This is a genomic window from Streptomyces sp. NPDC001852 (assembly GCF_042891825.1).
Classification (GTDB): Bacteria; Actinomycetota; Actinomycetes; order Streptomycetales; family Streptomycetaceae; genus Streptomyces.
This window is the reverse complement of sequence record NZ_JBIATN010000017.1, coordinates 129,162-147,248: the sequence shown is the minus strand read 5'-3', so window position 1 is coordinate 147,248 and position 18,087 is coordinate 129,162. Positions and strand designations below refer to the sequence as shown.

At 72.3% G+C, this 18,087-nt stretch carries 13 protein-coding genes; 4 read left to right on the top strand and 9 right to left on the bottom strand.

Going from position 1 to position 18,087, the window contains the following annotated elements; all coding sequences use genetic code 11:
* The first annotated feature begins 167 nt into the window (after window positions 1-167).
* The 4 genes from ACFYZB_RS28195 to ACFYZB_RS28180 all read left to right on the top strand — a co-directional run bounded on the left by ACFYZB_RS28195 (window position 168) and on the right by ACFYZB_RS28180 (window position 7,776).
* Complete coding sequence (locus tag ACFYZB_RS28195) at window positions 168-1,697, top strand: UDP-N-acetylglucosamine 1-carboxyvinyltransferase (protein ID WP_351211069.1); 1,530 nt, start codon at window positions 168-170, stop codon at window positions 1,695-1,697.
* 236 nt (window positions 1,698-1,933) lie between these two features.
* On the top strand, window positions 1,934-5,533 hold the full coding sequence (locus ACFYZB_RS28190) for a tetratricopeptide repeat protein (RefSeq protein ID WP_388763468.1): 3,600 nt from the start codon (window positions 1,934-1,936) through the stop codon (window positions 5,531-5,533).
* Window positions 5,534-5,536: 3 nt separating this feature from the next.
* Entirely contained in the window at window positions 5,537-6,889 is a 1,353-nt protein-coding gene (locus ACFYZB_RS28185; RefSeq protein ID WP_351211065.1) for a CHAT domain-containing protein, read from the top strand.
* Complete coding sequence (locus ACFYZB_RS28180) at window positions 6,886-7,776, top strand: hypothetical protein (RefSeq protein WP_388763467.1); 891 nt, start codon at window positions 6,886-6,888, stop codon at window positions 7,774-7,776. Before ACFYZB_RS28185 ends, ACFYZB_RS28180 begins: the two co-directional genes overlap by 4 nt.
* On the opposite strand, the gene ACFYZB_RS28175 is transcribed toward ACFYZB_RS28180, so the two are convergent.
* The 9 genes from ACFYZB_RS28175 to ACFYZB_RS28135 all read right to left on the bottom strand — a co-directional run bounded on the left by ACFYZB_RS28175 (window position 7,745) and on the right by ACFYZB_RS28135 (window position 17,844).
* Window positions 7,745-8,974, bottom strand: a complete 1,230-nt coding sequence (locus ACFYZB_RS28175; RefSeq protein WP_388763466.1) for an MFS transporter — start codon at window positions 8,972-8,974, stop codon at window positions 7,745-7,747. The genes ACFYZB_RS28180 and ACFYZB_RS28175 overlap by 32 nt on opposite strands.
* Complete coding sequence (locus tag ACFYZB_RS28170; RefSeq protein WP_388763464.1) at window positions 8,974-9,477, bottom strand: GNAT family N-acetyltransferase; 504 nt, start codon at window positions 9,475-9,477, stop codon at window positions 8,974-8,976. The genes ACFYZB_RS28175 and ACFYZB_RS28170 overlap by 1 nt, the downstream gene beginning before the upstream one ends.
* Window position 9,478: 1 nt before the next feature.
* On the bottom strand, window positions 9,479-10,720 hold the full coding sequence (locus ACFYZB_RS28165; RefSeq protein WP_388763462.1) for a type III PLP-dependent enzyme: 1,242 nt from the start codon (window positions 10,718-10,720) through the stop codon (window positions 9,479-9,481).
* The gene (locus tag ACFYZB_RS28160) at window positions 10,717-12,009 is read right to left on the bottom strand and encodes a DUF6271 family protein (protein ID WP_388763460.1); all 1,293 of its coding nucleotides are present in this window, start codon (window positions 12,007-12,009) and stop codon (window positions 10,717-10,719) included. The genes ACFYZB_RS28165 and ACFYZB_RS28160 overlap by 4 nt, the downstream gene beginning before the upstream one ends.
* Window positions 12,006-13,040, bottom strand: a complete 1,035-nt coding sequence (locus ACFYZB_RS28155; protein WP_388763458.1) for a phytanoyl-CoA dioxygenase family protein — start codon at window positions 13,038-13,040, stop codon at window positions 12,006-12,008. Before ACFYZB_RS28155 ends, ACFYZB_RS28160 begins: the two co-directional genes overlap by 4 nt.
* A 98-nt stretch (window positions 13,041-13,138) precedes the next feature.
* Entirely contained in the window at window positions 13,139-14,647 is a 1,509-nt protein-coding gene (locus ACFYZB_RS28150) for a glycoside hydrolase family 3 protein (protein WP_388763456.1), read from the bottom strand.
* An 8-nt stretch (window positions 14,648-14,655) separates the two neighbouring features.
* A complete protein-coding gene (locus tag ACFYZB_RS28145; RefSeq protein WP_388763454.1) occupies window positions 14,656-15,486 on the bottom strand; it encodes a carbohydrate ABC transporter permease in 831 nt (276 codons plus the stop codon).
* Complete coding sequence (locus ACFYZB_RS28140; protein ID WP_388763452.1) at window positions 15,483-16,484, bottom strand: carbohydrate ABC transporter permease; 1,002 nt, start codon at window positions 16,482-16,484, stop codon at window positions 15,483-15,485. Before ACFYZB_RS28140 ends, ACFYZB_RS28145 begins: the two co-directional genes overlap by 4 nt.
* Before the next feature lie 82 nt (window positions 16,485-16,566).
* Window positions 16,567-17,844: an extracellular solute-binding protein gene (locus ACFYZB_RS28135; RefSeq protein WP_388763450.1), complete on the bottom strand. Its 1,278-nt coding sequence runs from the start codon at window positions 17,842-17,844 to the stop codon at window positions 16,567-16,569.
* Window positions 17,845-18,087: the final 243 nt, after the last annotated feature.

Below are 18,087 nucleotides of genomic sequence, written 5' to 3'. Positions count from 1 at the left end.
GGGGTTGCCCGGGTAACCGAGTGTCATACGACATCGGTGGATTTGCCCGGATCCTTCCGGGCGTCGTCACGCCGTTGCGCCAGGGCGCACTGACGGACCGTCACGGACGTCACCCGAACGGACCCCCCGAACGGGCGCCATCTCATATCTGAGATAACCTCAACCTCATGGCAGACGACTACCTCGTACGCATCGGCAAGCTCATCCGTGACGCCCGGCAACACCGAGGCTGGACACAGACGCAGCTCGCGGAGGCGCTCGGCACCAGTCAGAGCGCGGTCAACCGCATCGAGCGCGGGAACCAGAACATCAGCCTTGAGATGATCGCCCGCATCGGTGAGGCCCTGGACAGCGAGATCGTGTCGCTGGGCTACGCGGGCCCGATGCATCTGCGCGTGGTCGGCGGTCGCCGTCTGTCCGGCGCCATCGACGTGAAGACGAGCAAGAACGCCTGTGTCGCCCTGCTGTGCGCCTCGCTGCTCAACAAGGGGCGCACGGTGCTGCGCCGGGTCGCGCGGATCGAGGAGGTGTACCGCCTGCTGGAGGTGCTCAACTCCATCGGCGTGCGCACCCGCTGGATCAACGACGGCGTCGACCTCGAACTGGTGCCGCCGGCCGAGCTGGAGATGGCGGCGATCGACGCGGAGGCCGCCGTACGCACCCGCTCGATCATCATGTTCTTCGGCCCGCTGCTGCACCGTATGGACCACTTCAAGTTGCCGTACGCCGGCGGCTGTGACCTCGGCACGCGGACCATCGAGCCGCACATGATCGCGCTGCGCCGGTTCGGCCTGGACATCGCGGCCACCGAGGGCCAGTACCACGCGCAGGTCGACCGCACGGTCCGCCCCGACCGGCCGATCGTGCTGACCGAGCGCGGCGACACCGTGACCGAGAACGCGCTGCTGGCCGCCGCCCGGCACGACGGCGTGACGGTCATCCGCAACGCCTCCTCCAACTACATGGTCCAGGACCTGTGCTTCTTCCTGGAGGCCCTCGGCGTCCGGGTCGAGGGCATCGGCACCACCACGCTGACCGTGCACGGCGTGCCGAACATCGACGTCGACGTGGACTACTCCCCCTCCGAGGACCCGGTCGAGGCGATGAGCCTGCTGGCCGCCGCGGTGGTGACGGAGTCCGAACTGACCGTGCGCCGCGTCCCCATCGAGTTCCTGGAGATCGAGCTGGCGGTCCTGGAGGAGATGGGCCTCGACCACGACCGGTCGCCCGAGTACTTCGCGGACAACGGCCGCACCCGCCTGGTCGACCTGACCGTCCGCCCCTCCAAGCTCGAAGCACCGATCGACAAGATCCACCCCATGCCCTTCCCGGGCCTGAACATCGACAACGTCCCGTTCTTCGCGGCGATCGCGGCCGTCGCGCAGGGCAAGACGCTCATCCACGACTGGGTCTACGACAACCGGGCGATCTACCTCACGGACCTCAACCGCCTCGGCGGCCGCCTCCAGCTCCTCGACCCGCACCGGGTCCTGGTCGAGGGCCCGACCCGCTGGCGCGCCGCCGAGATGATGTGCCCGCCGGCCCTGCGCCCCGCCGTGGTCGTCCTGCTCGCGATGATGGCGGCCGAGGGCACGTCCGTGCTGCGGAACGTGTACGTCATCAACCGCGGTTACGAGGATCTCGCCGAGCGCCTGAACTCCATCGGGGCACAGATCGAGATCTTCCGGGACATCTGACCGGCGATGCTGCGAGGTACGCGAGTTCGGCGAGGGCTTCGTCGGCGCCTCGGTCGTCGCCCCTTCGGCAACGTCCTCGGCATCATGGAGAACCGGCACTGTCCGGAGGTCCTCGCGGCCCGCTGAACCCGCTCGGGTGGGGCGCGTCCCACGACAGGGTCTCCGGTGCCGGGTGGTTGTGCTTCCATGGAGACCAGCGTGAGCCGGGGCGGTTGTGAAGGGCGGGGATGCGCTGGATGCAGGACGACGCCTTGCTCTTGCTGGCCGAGGAGGCCGCAGCCGCCCTGGTCGGGGCCGCGGGTGGCGAGACGTGGCCGGCAGTGCGCGCCTGGACGGCGCGCCTGCTCGGCGACGGCGACCCGCAGTGCGCGGAGGCCCAACTGGAGCGGCTGGACCGCACCCTGGCCGCGCTCCGCGGGGCGCCGGACGACGAACGGCTGCGCACCAGGGCGGAGGTGGCCTGGCAGACACGCTTCGAGGACCTGCTGGAGGACGCCGAGCGGTGCGGCCGGCAGGGGCAACTGGCGGAGCGGTTACGTCGGTTGGTGTCGCTCGCCGCGCGCACCTCCGTCCTGGCGCAGCCGCCCGGTGCGCCACCGGCGCGGCTCACGGAACCGGGGCTGTCCGTCGCGCCGCCCCCGGCCGGCCTGGCGCCGCCCGCCGTGCCCCTGCCCCCGCCCGGCCCGCCGTCCGCCGCCCCGCCCGCGCCGCCCGTCCCGCCGCTCATCCTCGTCGGCAGCGCCCCGTCCGTGACGCACCCCTTCCAGTCACGGCCCGAGACCGACGCCCTCGGTGCCCTGTTCGACGCACCGCCCGCCCCCTGGGCGCTCGTCGGTGGCACGGGCGTCGGCAAGACGCAGCTGGCCGCGCACCTCGTACGGCGCGTCCAGCAGGAGAGGTCCGCCGACCTGCTGGTGTGGGTGACCGCCGCCTCCCGCAACGCGGTCGTCTGCGACTTCGCGGCGGCCGGCGTGGCGGTCGCCGGAGCCGACCCCGGACAGCCGGAGCACGCCGCGCAGACGTTCCTGGCCTGGCTGCGCGCGACCGAACGGCGCTGGCTGGTGGTGCTCGACGGGCTGGCCGACCCGTCCGATCTGCACGGTCTGTGGCCACCGGAGCGGCCGGGCGGCCGGACGCTGGTCACCGCCAGGCCCGGGGTCCCGCTCCCGCTCGGCAGCATCCGCATCCCCGTCGGGCCGTTCACACGCGATGCGGCGATGCTGTGGCTGGCCCATGACCTCGCTCTGCGGGACCGATACGTCCAGCTCACGGAGGTCGACGCCGTCGCCACCGGCCTGGGGTACCTGCCGCTCGCCCTGTCCCGGGCGGCCGCCTGGATGGTGGAGTCCGGGCTGGGCTGCGCCGACTACCGCGAACGGCTCGCGGAGCGGGCCGGAAGCGGTGGCGATCCCCTCACCGCCTGCTGGTGGCTGTCCATCGAGGAGGCCGACCGCCGCTGCGGCGGACTGGCCCGGCCGATGCTCGAACTCGCCGCCCTGCTCGACCCCTACGGCGTCCCGGTCGCCGCGCTCACCAGCCGGCCGGCCCTCGCCCAGCTGGCCCGGCGGCGCACCCCGGGAGCCGCCTCGGGGGCGGAGCCGGCCGGTGTCCCGGACGCCGTGGACACCCTGGACGCGCTGCGCCGGCTGCGCCTGGTGGAGTGCGAGGGCGAGGCGCCGTACACGACCGTGCGGGTGAGCGGTGCGCTGCAGGACGTCGTGCGTGCGGCCGTACCGCCCGAGGAGTACGGCACTCTGGTCGCCGCGGCGGCCGACGCGCTGGGGGCCGCGTGGCGGACGACGTCGGCGGCCCAGCCGGGCTCCGCGCTGTGCCGGGCACTGCGGGCGGGCACCGCTGCCCTCGCCGAGCTCGGCGGGGAGGCACTGTGGCGCGACCAGTGCCACCCCGTGTTCTTCCAGGCGGGCCGGAATCTGCTCGCCGCCGGGTTCGTGCATGCCGCCAAGGCGTTCTGGGAACGGCTGCACGCCACGCTGAACAGCCGGTTCGGCGCGGGGCACCCCGACACCCTGGCCGCCCGGGGCCGGCTCGCCGCGGCGTACGGCGCCTCGGGGGACGCGGCCGGGGCGGTGACCGTCTACCGGGAGCTGCTGTCGGACCTGGTACGGGAGTTCGGCGCCGACCATCTCTCCGTGCTCACCGTCCGTGACAACCTGGCCCGCTGGCAGGGCGAGGCGGGCGACCGGGCCGGGGCGGCGGCCTCGTACGCGGCCCTGCTGGAGGACAGGCTGCGGGTGCTCGGACCCGGCCACCACGACACCCTGCTCACCCGGCACAACGTCGCCCTGTGGCGGGGACTGGCCGGGGACGCGGCCGGTGCCGCCGACGCCTACGGGGACCTTCTCGACGACATGGTGCGGGTGTGGGGCCCCGACAGCCCGGCGGTGCTCGGCACCCGGGACCAACTGGCCCAGTGGCGCAGCCGCGCGGCCGAGGCGACGGTCGCCGGGGGCAGCTGGCCGCTGCCCCCGGAAGCCGTACCGCCGGCTCCGGCCGCCGCTCCGGCGGACCGGGGGGAGGGCACCGGCGCCCCGCACCGCATCGCCCCGGCCGACGACGCGGGTCTCAGCTCGGCGCGGCTCGTCCGTGAACTGCCGTGGCTCAGACGTCTGTTGCGCCGGGCCGTCGGCAAGGGGCGGCCCGCCACGGCGCGGGCGCGGGCCGCGGACGACCTGCTGCGCGCCCCGGTCACCGGCTGCCACCGGATCGCGGTGATCAGCCTGAAGGGCGGCACCGGCAAGACCACCACGGCGGCCGTGCTCGGCGCCACGCTGGCCGGGGTGCGCGGGGGCGGGGTCGTCGCGCTCGGCGCGGCCCCGGACGGCGGCACGCTCGGCACGCGGGTACGACGGGAGCCCGGGGCGGAGCAGGACCGCGGTCCGACGGTCCGCGACCTGCTCGCCGCCCTGCCGTCGCTCCGACACCCCGGGGACGTGCGCCGGTTCACCTCGCCCGGCCCGAACGGACTGGACATCCTCGCGGGCGCCGCCGGACCGGTGCTCACCACGCCCTTCGGGCCGGAGCGGTACCGGCAGGTCGTGGCGGCGCTGTGCCGGACGTACCCGATCGTGGTCACCGATGCGGGCACCGGGCTGCTGCACGACGTCATGCGGGGGGTGCTGGACCTCGCCGACCAACTGGTCGTCGTCACCACGCCGACCGTCGAGGGTGCCGACGTCGCCGACCGGACCCTGGAGTGGCTCGCCGACCACGGGCATGCGAAGGCCGCGCGGCGGGCCGTCGTCGTGCTGTCCGGGGTGCAGGACGCCTCACGGGTCCGGCGCGACCGCATCGTCAGCCACTTCGCGCACCGCTGCCGGGGCGTGGTCCAGGTTCCCTTCGACGAGCATCTGGCCACCGGTGCCGAACTCGACCTGGCGAGCCTGCACCCGCAGACCCGGCGGGCGTACGACGACCTGGCACTCCTGGTGGCGGCGGGCTTCGCCCGCGAGCCCCGCCCCGCGGCCCCCGCCGGGCCGCGCCCGGCGCTGCGGCCCCGTGTCACCGTGCCGGACGACGTGCCGCGGGTGGGGACGCCCACCGCCGTCGAGTTCCGGCTGGAGCCCGTCGGGCCGGCCGCGGCCGCCGTGGCCCTGGACGTCCGGGTGGTCGCGGCGCCCCGTTCGGCGGCGGTCCTCGAACCGCCGGTCCTCGACCACACGGCCGGGTCCGCGCCCGCCGTGTTCTCGTTCACCGCGCACCGGCCCGGCGAACACCGGCTGCGCTTCACGGTGTACGACGCCTTCCACGGCAAGGTGCTGCAGACCCTGGAAGCCGGTCTGACGGTGCCGGCGCCCGAGCCCGCCGGGAGGCGGTGAGCCATGCCCCGGGACGCCGACATCGAGATCACGCACAACCCCTCCCACGACTACACGGAGCTCCCCGGCGACCACGGCGGTGAGCCGCTGGACCTGACGGTCACCCTGTGGGTGGTGAACGACAAGGTGATCGTCTTCGCGGCCCCGGCCGGGCGACGCACCCCGCACACGCGCACCCACCACGCCGTGCTCAGCGCTTCGCCGGACGAGATCGGCGAGTTGGCCGCCTGGCTTCGCGGCGAATGGCAGTCACGGATCGTCGGCCGCTGGGACCCGGGCAGCTGCAGCTACCCGCTCGCCGACGCCACGGACCTGCGGATGCACGCGACCACGGTGGACCACGAGATCGCCCAGCTCGCCCGGTCCGGCCGCCACGCCCTGGACACCGTCTTCGCCGGGAACGACCCCGACCTGGTGAGCTTCCGCGAGTTCCTGTTCGGCGAGCTGGCCCGGGACGGGCTGCGCGTCAGTTTCGACTCCCAGCTCTTCCTGCCCTGGCCGCTGTTCGCGGTACGCACCGACGGCTCCCCCTGGACCTCCTTCCTGGGCCACCGGCACCAGATCGAGCAGACCGGGGCGTCCTACCCCAGTCCCCAGCAGCGGCGCCCCGCCCGGCCGCGGCCGGTCACCAGCCTCAACCACGACAAGGCCCTCGACGGCGTCGGCCGCGCCGCGGACGTCCACCAGCTGCTGGCGGCCGAGTCCGAGCTCGTGGTGCGCAGCAGCTCCGAGGAACTGCTCGCGGCGCTCGACCGGCCGGACTTCGGCGAGGACCTCATGTACTTCTGGTGCCACGGCGCGTTCGAGGGCCATGACCCGTCCCGGCCGAGCCTGGTGATCCGACTGTCCGACTCGCTGCCCATCAGCGCGCACACGGTCCACCTCGCCCGCGGCGAACACCGGGGCCGCGACCGGCTGGAGTTCCGCCCCTTCGTCCTGCTCAACGCCTGCCACTCGGGGCAGGCCGCGGACTCCCCGGGCCGGGAGTACCTGGGCAGGGCCCTCATCGAGCACGGCGCGCACGGGGTGCTCGGCCCGCAGATCGCTATCCCGCAGCTGTTCGCCGCCGAGTACGCGCACGCGTTCCTCGGCCGGTACCTGCGGGGCCGGGAGACCGCCGGGGAGATCGCCCGGTCCCTCGTCCACCACTTCCACGACACCCTGCACAATCCGCTCGCCCTGACGTACTCGCTGCACTGCGGCATCGACAGCCGTCTGGAGACACCACCGTGCACCTCACCACCGTTGACCTCGACGAGCAGGGAAGGCTCCGGGCGCCCGGCAGCGGTCATACCGTCCCAGGCGACCGGATCGCGGAGCACCTCGCACGACACCTCCGCGTCCCGGCCGAGGTGACGGACCTCTACGTGTACGTGCACGGCTGGCAGACCGCGCCGCCCGCCGCCGTGCGCCGCGCCTCGGCCCTGCTGGGCCTGGCCCGCGAACTGCACGCCGCGCGGCCCGGGTCGTACCCCGGGCTGGAGAAGGGCTACCGGCCGTGGGCGGTGGTGGTGCGCTGGCCGTCCTCCAGCCTGCCCTCGCTGGGCGGCTACCGCCGCATCCGCGACCGGGCCCATGCGATGAGCGCGCCGGGCCGGGGGCACGCACCCCATGTGCTCGCCCATCTGCTGGGCTATCTCGACGCGGCCCGCCCGGATCCCGCCTCACCGGCCGTGCTCGCCAACCGCAACGGGCAGTACCTGCACCTCGTCGGGCACTCCTTCGGGGGCCGATTCCTGTGCGAGGCGGTGCAGTGGGCGGCGTCTCCCAGCGGGCCGCGGGTCCTCGGCTGGAGCTCGCCGCGGGTGCCCGGCCGGCCCTTCACCGCCGACAGCATGCTGGTCTTCCAGATGGCAGCGCCGCGCGACGCCTTCGACCGCCTGTTCCCCTCGCTGTTCCCCTCCGCCGACCGGGCGGGCGCCCCGCTGCGCGGTCCCCTGGTGCTCACCCACTCCCGCTGGGACCGGGCGACGGGGTTCTGGCACTTGCGCGCCGAGGGAACGGCGGGCATCGGCCACTCCGGGGTGGGTGTGGCCCCGGTCCCCCAGTTCCACGCCCGGCTGCTCGACGTGGACCAGCGGTACCCGGCGGTCGCCCTGGACCACCGTCTGGTCAACGTGGACGCCAGCCGCCTGTTCCGCGGCGGTGCCCGCACCCGGATGGCCCCGGCCGGCGCCCACTCCGACTTCGCCCGCCCGGAGTCCGCGCACCTCATGCTGAGTCTGGCCGCGATGTCCAGGTGACTGCCTGGGCATTCTCACGGTCCGGAAGCGGAGCCCCGGCCGCGGGTGCCGGTGTGCGGTCGGTCCAGGGGATGCGGAACGCGGTCAGCGTCACGGTGAGGGCCGACGCGGCGACGGTCGCCATGCCGAGGGTGAGGCTCGTGGTGCTCGCGACGAAGCCGATCAGGGCCGGTCCGGCCAGCAGGCCCGTGGTGCCCATCGCGGCGACCAGGGCCAGCGCGTCGGAGCCGTGGCCGGCGGCCGCGACGTAGACGCACGGGGTGACGGCGGCCGCGCCGAGGCCGACGCAGGCGAAGCCGAGGAGAGCCGGGAGCAGCCCGCCGGTGAGCAGGGCGAGGGCCAGGCCGGCGGCGGCCACCGCGCTGCCGGCCCGCACCACCCGGCCGTCGCCCCAGCGACTGCGCCAGCGGTCCGCGCAGAGACGGGCCAGCAGCATCATCACGGAGACGACCGCGATGCCCAGCGGCGCCACGGACGCCGAGGCGTCGACGACGTCCTTCAGGTAGAGCGTCGACCAGTCGTTCATCGCGCCCTCGGTGATCGTGCCGAAGGCCATGGCGCAGCCCAGCAGCAGGGTCGTCCAGGAGGGCCGGGTCCAGCGGCGGTTCGGCTTCGGCTCGCCCGGCGCCTCCGGATCCGTGCGGGTCAGCAGCCCGGAGCGGGCGCCGGCGAGCAGGAGCAGCAACAGGGCTCCGGCCACGGCGAAGTGCGCCGGCACCGACGCGGTCAGCGTGGTCACGCCCGAGGTCAGCAGGGCGGCGGCAAGCAGACCTGCGCTGAAGGTGGCGTGCAACCGGGACATGGCGGTGCGGTCGTACGCCTTCTCCAGCGCGGCCCCCTGGGCGTTCATGGCGACGTTGAGGCAGCCGACCGCGACCCCGTCGGCGCAGACGGCCAGCAGGGCGAGCGGATAGTTCGGTACGGCGGACAGCGCGGCCAGTACGGCCACCAGGCACAGGGCGGAGGCCAGGGACAGCCGCCGGGAGCCGAGGCGGCGCATCAGGACGGCGACCAGCGGGAAGGAGGCCGCCGCGCCCGCCCCGCAGACCATCAGCAGCAGGCCCACCTCCCCCGCGCCCAGGTCCAGCCGGGCCTTGAGCGCGGGAAGTCGGGAGACCCAGGTGCCGTACTGGAAGCCCAGGAAGCAGAACAGCGCCGCGATCGACCACTTGGCGCGCGGGAAGGACGGTGCGGGCATCAGCTCGCCTTCCGTACGGCGACGAGCCGCGCCGACATGTACACCGCGCGGGGGCCGTAGGCGGCGGGGAGGCGCGCCTCGGGGTGGGCGCGGTAGCCGTTGGCCCGCCAGAAGGGTTCCCTGCCGGCGACCGCGATCAGGGACATGGTCCGGAAGCCGCGGGTGCGGGCCGTGTCCGTCAGGTGGCGGGCCATACGGCTGCCGAGCCCTCTGCGCCGCAGGGGCGCGGTGACGACCAGGTCGTGCAGGTGGAGGTTGGCGGAGCAGTGGGGGGTCGTCTCGGGCCGCGTCAGGTCGGGGTAGCGGAACCTCGGGTAGGGCAGGGCCAGTGCATAGCCCGCGATCCGGCCGTCGAGGTCCAGGACGAGGCAGGTGCCCGCCGAGGCACGGGAGCGCAGCGCGGCCTCCCCCTCCACGAGCGCGGTGTCCGCGTACGCCTCCGCCTCCAGGGCCACGACCTCCGGCCAGTCGGCCTCGGTGACGGCGCGTATCAGATGTGTCATGTCAGTGGTGTCCTTCCTGGCCCCGGACGCACACGCAGGGCAGTGGGCGGATGCCGTTGAACCCCTGGGTCATGTAACTGGCGGCGTAGGCGCCGGCGGAGAGGATCCAGACCGGGTCGCCGGAGGTGACGGACGCCGGCACGCGCACCGGGTACCGCCCCTCCCCGTAGGCGTCGTCGCTGTCGCAGGTGGGCCCGGCGACGATCGCCGGGACGTACTCCTGTGCCCCGAGGTGGTCCGGGAACACCATCCGGTGCGTCAACTGGTCCATTTCATAGAGGCCGTTGAACTTTCCGCAGCTCAGGTAGAGCCAGTGGGCGTCGGTTCCGTCCGGCTGCCGGCGGCGGGTCAGCCGGGAGACGTGGGCGCGCACGGCACCGTGGTCGGCGACCAGGTGGCGGCCCGGTTCCAGGACGAAGGAGAGCGGGGAGGAGGTGAGCTCGCGCAGCCGGTCCATGCCCTCGCGGAGCACGGTGAAGATCTTGTCCAGGGGCGGGTCGAGGGGATTGCCGTGGCGGTCCTGGTAGCCGAGCGCGGGCAGGCCGCCGCCGAGGTTGACGTGGTCGGGTACGATCCCCCGCCCGGCCAGTGCCGTCAGGGTCCCGGCGAGGGTGTCGAGGGCCTGCTGCCAGGCCTCGCCGGTCATCTGCTGCGAGCCGACGTGCACGGAGAGGCCGGCCGGGGTGAGTCCCGCCTCCCGAGCCGTGGCCAGCACGCGGACGGCGTCGTCTGGGGCGCAGCCGAACTTGCGGTTCAGGCCCCACAGGGCGCCGGTACCTGCGGTGGCCAGGCGGCAGAACACCCGTGCCTCCGGGGCGTGTTCGGCGATGGCGGTGACGTCCTCGATGCTGTCGGTGGCGAACGTGCGGACACCCAGGCGGTGGGCTTCGGCGATGTCCCGGTCGGACTTGATGGTGTTGCCGTAGTGGATGCGGTGTGTCTGCGCGCCGGCGTTGAGGGCTTGGGTGATTTCGGCGGGGCCGGCGGTGTCGAATCCGGCACCGCGGGCGGCCAGGCAGCGGAGGACTTCGTCGATTGGGCAGGCCTTGAGTGCGAAGCGGATGTCGATTCCGGGCAACTCGCCCAGCAGCGCGGCGTATTGGTGCTCGATGCCGGTGAGGTCGTAGATGACGCAGTCGGATTCGGCTGCGGCGAGTTGGGGGGCGAGAGGATCGTCGAGTGGTCTGGTGCGGGTCCATCGTGGTTGATCGCGCAGTTCCCCGCGCCCCTTCGGGGCGCTCATGCTCGGGCCGTCTCGATCAGTGCGGGCCAGACTTCGACCAGGTACGCGTAGTCCTCGATGTCCGATGCCGCCTCGTCCAGTAACCGGTCCCGCTCCGCGGCGAGTCGGTCGGCGAACGTCGCGTACCGGCCACCCAGCTTGCGGTACGCCGTGTCCACCCGGTCCAGGCGCCAGACGTTCTCCGTGCGGTCCAGGGCGGTGCTCTCGCGCAGGAACTCCACGATCCGGTCGGCCCGCGCCTGATGCCGAGCGTCCAGCAACCCGGCGCCTTCGGCGGCCATCCGGTCGTAGACGTGGTGGAAGTGGAGCATCGACAGCAGGAACTTCACGAACCGTCGCTGGTAGGCGGGGAAGCCTGTGTCGGTGCGGCGTTCTGGGGTGTGGAAGTTCTCGATGTGGCGGTTGTGCAGGATGCCGGGCAGGGCGGCGTCGTGGATCAGGTGGAGGAGGAAGTAGTCGCTGCCGATGGTGTCGGTGGCGGGTGGGAGGGGGATCCGTTCGTAGACCGCGCGGTCGAGGGCGACGTTGCACATGTCGACGCGCATGGGATCGACCACGGTGAGGGTCGCCCGGTCGCCGGTGAAGCGTGCCGTGCCCGCGCCGGTGAAGGACTCCTCGACCAGGTGCCGTTTGCGTTCCTCGGACCAGTCGCCGGGCGCCCAGAGGCTGACGACGTCGTGGTACACGCCTTCGTCCAGGCGCCGTACCTCTGCGATGTCGACGGAGAGTTCGCCGATGAAGGAGGCGCCCGCCAGGGACACCGGGCGGGCCGACAGCGCCGTGTCGAGGTCGGTGTGCAGGCCGTCGGCCATGGCTTCGGCGGCGGGGCGGCCCAGCCAGGGCAGCTCGTGGTGGACGGGGAACACCGGCTGTCCGGCGTGGAGTTGGTAGGCGCTGTCGGAGTCCCGGCGGTGCAGCGAGCGGCAGCCGAGGGCGGCGGCCAGCAGGAAGGCGCGGTTGGTGCAGGCGCCGTAGGAGACGGCGGGCGGGAGCATGAGGCGGAGCAGGCGGTCGGGGGCGGACAGACCGGCCCGGCCGATGGTCCGGCGCAGGAAGGCGCGCTGGGCCGCCTCGTCGAGGTGGTGGACGGTCACGCCGGGTACCGGGTGGAGTCCGGCGGCGACCCGGGCGTGTTCGGCGCGGGTGCGGGCGTCGGAGGAGTCGAGGATCAGGAGCTGGACGTCGGCGCCGAAGTGGCCCGCGGCGTAGGCGGCCTCGGCGTGGAGGGCGGTGAGGGTGGCGGAGCAGGGACGGTTGGTGGGCAGGCAGAGGCAGATGCGCTGGTTCACTCGGCCTCTTCCGCGGGGGTGGTCCAGGAGTCCAGTCCGAGCAGTTTTCTGCCGAGCGGGTTGAGGGTGGCGGGGCCGTAGCGGTGGGCCTCGGGCTCGCGGGCGTCGCCGAGGAGGGTGGCGTTCCAGTCGGGGGTCGCGAGCGTGCGCCAGGAGTGGACGCGGGAGTCGCGCAGGGCGGTCGCCTCCTCCAGGGCGGGCATCATCGACAGGTACTGGACGGCTCGGACAGCGTTGTCGCAGAGGTTCGGTGCCACGCCGTGCGCCAGCAGCCCGTTGAAGATCAGCAGGTCACCCGCCTGCAGGTCGGGGCGGATCACCGGGAACTCGGCGCGGTCGGTGCCGGGCCGGACCGGGTCGCGGCCGGGCGGCTGCGCCACGCGCCACTCCTCGAAGCGGCGGAAGAGCTCGGGGGCGCACTGGAAGCCGCCGAGTTCGGGACGGGTGTCGGTGAGGGCGACGATGCCCTGGACGCGCTGCGGGAGGACGGCGAGGGTGGTGTCGACGTCCCAGTGCAGCTCGATGTCGAAGCCCTCGTCGGAGGGTTCGATCAGGGAGCGGGAACGGGTGCGGGTGTTGGGCGGGTTGAGGTTCAGCCGGTCCAGGGTGACCCACAGCTGAGAGCAGTCCCAGACGTCAGCGAACGCGTCGTACACGCGCTGCGTCTGGCGGCTGTCCCAGAGGAGCTGGTGGTGGTAGGCCTCGACGAAGCCGTAGATGAACAGGTGCCGGTCGAGTTCGGAACGGAACTCCGGTTCCGTGTACCAGGTGTCGGGGCGGTCGGGGTCGAGCCCCTGGAACTGCCAGGCGAAGTCGAGGAGTTGCTTGGCCTCGCCGGGGGTGACGGCCTCGCGGACGACGACGTATCCGTAGGTCTGCCAGAAGGCGAAGTCCGCTTCGGACAGCACTCTGAGGGGCTGGGACTTCTCGAGGTGGTGCAGCGGGGTCGGGGTCAGGTAGGTCTCGCCGTCCGCGCTGAAGTAGGGGCGCGTGGAGGCGGCTCGATGGAGGTGGGGGTGGGGCGTCTGCATGCGATTCCTCTGGAACACAAGGTGCGGTTGGGATCCGGGAAGACAGCAAGATCGAGTGGGCCGCCCGCTTCTGCGGGCGGCCGGTGAAAAGGGGTGGGTCAGTCCGCCAGGACGGCCTCCGCCGCCGCCACACCGCAGACCCGGGCGGCGCCGTAGGTGGCGATGTGCAGGGCGCCGCGCGGGGTGGCCTGCGGCAGGCCCATCTCCACGACGACGGTGTCGGGGCGGGCGGCGAGCACGGTGTCGAGGGCGGAGCCCATCCAGTCGTGCCGGTGTTCGTCGCGGACCACCGCGACGATCCGCCGGCCGCCGGCCGCGGCGAGGGCCGCCGCACCGGCGCCCTCACCGGTGAAGGAGCCGGAGGCGGTGCCGGGCAGCAGTCGCCCCAGATCGGCGGCGACGCCCCACGGGGTCTGGTCGCCGACGGCGATGTTGCGGGCGGGCTCGAACTGGGCGACGTAGACGGGGGTGTTGACCGGTGCGGCGTTGCCGGTGCGGGTAACGCGCAGCGCGCGCCGGGCCGCGACCAGGCCGATCTCCGGCTGGGGCTCGGTCTCCGGCCCGCCGCGTGCCCGGGCGGTCCAGGCGGCCAGGTCCCGCACCCGGGCGGCCGCGTCCGCGAGCCGTTCCTCGGCCAGTTCCCCGGAGCGTACGGCGGCCACGAGCGCGTCCCTGAGCTTCAGCACGGTGCCCTCGTCGCACAGCCCGCCGCCCACGCAGATGGCGTCGGCGCCGGCCGCGATGGCCAGGACCACGCCGTGCTCCAGGCCGTAGGTGCCGGAGATCGCGCGCATCTCCATGCCGTCGGTGACGATCAGGCCCTGGTAGCCGAGTTCGCCGCGCAGCAGTTCGGTGAGGATGCGGCGGGAGAGGGTGCCGGGGCGGTCCGGATCGAGGGCGGGCACGAGGATGTGCGCGCTCATGACGGCCCGGGTGCCGGCGGCGATGGCCGCGCGGAACGGGGGCAGTTCGCGCTCGTAGAGGGTGTCGGCGTCGACGTCGATGCGGGGTACGGCGTGGTGGGAGTCGACGTTGGTGTCACCGTGGCCGGGGAAGTGCTTGGTGCAGGCGGCGACGCCGGTGGACTGCAGGCCCTCGACCCAGGCGGCGGTGTGCCGGGCGACCAGGTCGGTGCTCGCGCCGAAGGAGCGCACCCCGATGACGGGATTGTCGGCGTTGGCGTTGACGTCGGCGGAGGGCGCCCAGTCGAAGGTGACGCCGCAGGCGGCCAGGCGCCGGCCCAGTTCGCGGGAGACGGCCCGGGTGAGGTCGGGGTCGTCGACGGCGCCGAGGGCGTGGTTGCCCGGGAAGGAGGAGCCGGTGCGCACGTCCAGGCGGGTGACGTCGCCGCTCTCCTCGTCGATGGCGACGAGCAGGTCGTCCCGTTCGGCCCGCAACTGGGCGGTGAGTGCGGTGACCTGCTCCTCGGTGACGACGTTGCGGCCGAACAGGGCGACGGAGGCGAGGCCCTCGCCGAGGCGGCGGCGGACCCAGTCGGGCGCGGTGGTGCCGTCGAACCCCGGCTGCAGCACCGCGAGGGCGTCCCGGGTGAGGGTGTCACCCGCGGCGGAGCCGCTGTCAGACCCTGTGGTGGCGAGTGTGGTCATCGGCGGGGTCATCCCTTCACGGCGCCGTCGGTCAGGCCGCTGACGGCCTTGCGTTGCAGGAAGATGAAGAGGATCAGGATGGGCAGCGCGAACAGGGTCGAGGCGGCCATCGTGGCGCCCCAGTCGTCGCCGAAGGCGGTCTGGAACTGCGACAGCCACAGCGGCAGGGTCTGCTTCTCGATGTCCTTGTTGAGGATCAGGACCAGCGGGAACTCGTTCCAGGCGGTGATGAACCCGAACAGCGAGGTGGCCATGAGGCCGGGTGCGAGGAGCGGGAAGATCACCTTGCGGAAGGCCTGCATCCGGGTGCAGCCGTCGACCATCGCCGACTCCTCCAGCTCCTTCGGCACGGCGGCGATGTAGCCGCGCAGCGTCAGAACGGTGAGGGGCAGCACCATCATCGTGTAGAAGACGGTGAGGGGGACGAGGCTGTCCAGCATGTCGTTGTCCCGGACGATCATGTAGATGGCGATGATCATGACCTCCCAGGGGGCCATCTGCGCCAGCATGAACGTGACGACGAGACCGCGCCGCCCCTTGAACCGCATCCGTGCCAGGGCGAACGCGGCGAACAGGGCGATGACGAGCGAGAGCAGCACGGAACAGACCGTGACGGTGACGGAGTTGCCGACCAGGGTCCAGAAGTGGTCGGCGTCGACCGCCTTCTTGAAGTGGCCGAGGGTGATGTGGGTCGGGAACCACACCGGGGTGTCGGCGATGATGTCGCCGGTGGGCTTGAAGGCCGTGGCGAACATCCAGTAGACGGGGAACACGAAGCCGACGAAGAGGACGACGGCGGTCGCGTTGGGCCAGATACGGCCGAAGAGCGAGCGCTTCACAGCTCGTCCTCCTCTTGCTTGAGCACCATGCGCAGGTAGTACGAGGTCATGACGAGCAGCACCAGGATGGTCAGGAAGGAGATCGCCGCGCCGACCCCGAAGTGCTGGTTGCCGACGCCCTCGACGTAGGCGTAGACCGGCAGGGTCTCGGTGAGGCGGTCGGGGCCGCCCGCGTTCATGGCGAAGACCTGCGCGAACGCCTTGAAGACCCAGATGACCTCGAGGAAGGTCGTGGAGTACAGGAACGGCCGCAGGAACGGCAGGGTCACGGAGGTGAAGCTCTGCCAGGCGCCGGCGCCGTCCAGGGACGCGGCCTCGTACAGCTCCTTGGGGATGGTGGTGGTGGCGGCGTAGAGGTTGATCGCCACGAAGGGGATCGACATCCAGACGATGAGCAGGGTGATCACGGCGAACGTGGAGAACTGGGTGGCCAGCCAGTTGTGGTCGGCCATGGAGTGCCAGCCGAGCTTGTCCAGGACCCAGTTGACGACGCCGTAACGCTGGGCGAACAGCCACTGGTAGACGGTGGTGGCCGCGATGACGGGCATGGCCCAGGCGAGGACGAGGCCGATCAGGAGCGTCAGCCGCATCTTCTTGCCCAGGCGGGCCAGCAGCAGCCCGATCAGGGTGCCGAACACCATGATCAGGACGACGTTGGCCGCGGTGAACAGCAGCGAGCGCTCGACGACCTTCCAGAAGTCCGAACCGGCCAGGACCTCCTTGTAGTTGTCGACGCCGTTCCATTCGGTGAGGTGCTGGATGAGCTGCCGGGGGTTGAGGTTCTGGAACGACAGCATGCCGTTCTTGACCAGGGGCCAGCCGAGCAGGATCAGTGTGGCCAGCAGCGCCGGCAGCAGGAGCAGGTAGGGGGCGGCGACGGCGCGGCGGCCGGCCGGTGACCCGGAGGTGCGGTCCTCACCTCGCGGCGGCGCCGGAACCCGGGCCTTGCGGACAGCGGGCTCCCCGGCCGTGTCCGTGCCTTCGGTCTGCACTGACATGAGTCGTCATCTCTTCCATGGCCGAACCGGCCGTACGAACGACTGAGCCGGGGGCGCTCGTGGGCGCCCCCGGCGCGGGTCATCAGTTCTTCTGGGCCAGGCGCTTGTCGATCTCGCCCTCGACGTCCTTGGCGGCCGCCGCGGGAGCCTTTCCGTTCAGCACCGCGGTCATGTAGGACTTGATCGGGTTCGGGGTGTTCTCCACCGCGGCCCACTCCGGGATCAGCGGCGTGGTGCCGCCGGCCGCGGCGGCGGGTGCGGCGGCCTCGGCGGCGCCGTTGCCCTTGAGGTTGGACTGCAGGGACGTCTTGTTCGGGATGACGCCGTTGAGCTTGGCCAGTTCGCCCTCGTACTGGTCGGACAGGGCGATCTTCAGGAACTCCTTGGCGAGGGACTGCTTCTTGCTGTTCTGGGCGACGGCGAGGTTGGAGCCGCCGAGGAAGACGCCCTCGGGCTTGTCGGCGGTGGCGCCCGGGATGGTGAAGTAGCCGAGGTCCTTCTCGATGGCCTTGTTGGCCTGGATCGCGGTGCCGGCCTCCCAGCCCATGCCGATGAACGCGCCGGTCTTGCCCTTGGCGAAGATCGTGGCCTGCTGCGGGGTGGCCTCGTCCTTGTCCTTGGGGGCCTTGGAGTAGGAGGCGTACTTCTTGTAGAGCTCCATGGCCGCGGCGACCTTCGGGTCGGCGAGGTTGGAGACGTAGGTGCCGCCCTGCTTCTTCACGAGGTCGGCGCCCTGGCCGATGGTCAGGCCGTCGAAGAAGTACCAGTTCTGGCCGGGCAGGTAGAGCGGCTCGGCGTCGGTCTTCTTGCCGATGGTGTCCAGGTCCTTGAAGAACTCGTCGCGGGTCTTCGGGGTGGACTTGATGCCGGCCTTCGCCCAGATCGCCTTGTTGTAGATGACGACGCGGTTGGCGAAGTACCAGGGGGCGGCGTACTGCTTGCCGTCGTAGACGGAGGACTGGGAGACGGAGGGGGTCCAGTCGGCGCCGACGGCCTGCTTGACGTCGCTCAGGTCGGCCAGGCCGCCGGTGGCCGCGTAGGCCGGGGTCTGGGTGTTGCCGACCTCCAGGACGTCCGGCGGGTTGTCCTCGGAGAGGGCGGTGGTGATCTTCTGCTGGATCCCGTCCCACTTCTGGATCTCGAACTTCAGCTTCGCGCCGGTCTTCTTCTCGAACGCGGCCTGGACGTCCTTGCTCCACTGCGGCGGCGCGGAGCCGTCCATGGTCCAGACGGTCAGCGTCTGGCCCTTCCAACTGCTCGGTCCCGCGTCCTTGGAGCTGTCCTTGCCGTTTCCGCCACACGCCGCAACGGAGACCATCATGCCCGCGATCACGATCGCGGCAGCGAGCTTGCGCTTCACGCCACCCTCCTCAGGGATGCCTCTAACCCCCCACGCCCTCGGCGGTGACCTGCGTACGACGCTGTTGCACGTAGGGCTCGGGACCTGGCCACTAATGGTGTAGACCAGTACGGTGGAGCTTGGCCTAGACCTTTCGGGGTGTCAAGGGTGGTCCACGAAGCCGATTCCGGCCGTTACGAGAACGTCACCGGAGCGCGTCCGTCCGGATCCGCCCCTTTCGCCCGGCGCCTGGCCTGGACCATG

Excerpts from the sequence above, each read along its gene's own strand:
- ACFYZB_RS28195 (WP_351211069.1), top strand. The coding sequence starts at position 168 with ATGGCAGACGACTACCTCGTACGCATCGGCAAGCTCATCCGTGACGCC.
- ACFYZB_RS28140 (WP_388763452.1), bottom strand. The coding sequence starts at position 16,484 with ATGTCAGTGCAGACCGAAGGCACGGACACGGCCGGGGAGCCCGCTGTC.
- ACFYZB_RS28175 (WP_388763466.1), bottom strand. The coding sequence starts at position 8,974 with ATGCCCGCACCGTCCTTCCCGCGCGCCAAGTGGTCGATCGCGGCGCTG.
- ACFYZB_RS28170 (WP_388763464.1), bottom strand. The coding sequence starts at position 9,477 with ATGACACATCTGATACGCGCCGTCACCGAGGCCGACTGGCCGGAGGTC.
- ACFYZB_RS28185 (WP_351211065.1), top strand. The coding sequence starts at position 5,537 with ATGCCCCGGGACGCCGACATCGAGATCACGCACAACCCCTCCCACGAC.
- ACFYZB_RS28150 (WP_388763456.1), bottom strand. The coding sequence starts at position 14,647 with ATGACCACACTCGCCACCACAGGGTCTGACAGCGGCTCCGCCGCGGGT.
- ACFYZB_RS28155 (WP_388763458.1), bottom strand. The coding sequence starts at position 13,040 with ATGCAGACGCCCCACCCCCACCTCCATCGAGCCGCCTCCACGCGCCCC.
- ACFYZB_RS28165 (WP_388763462.1), bottom strand. The coding sequence starts at position 10,720 with ATGAGCGCCCCGAAGGGGCGCGGGGAACTGCGCGATCAACCACGATGG.
- ACFYZB_RS28190 (WP_388763468.1), top strand. The coding sequence starts at position 1,934 with ATGCAGGACGACGCCTTGCTCTTGCTGGCCGAGGAGGCCGCAGCCGCC.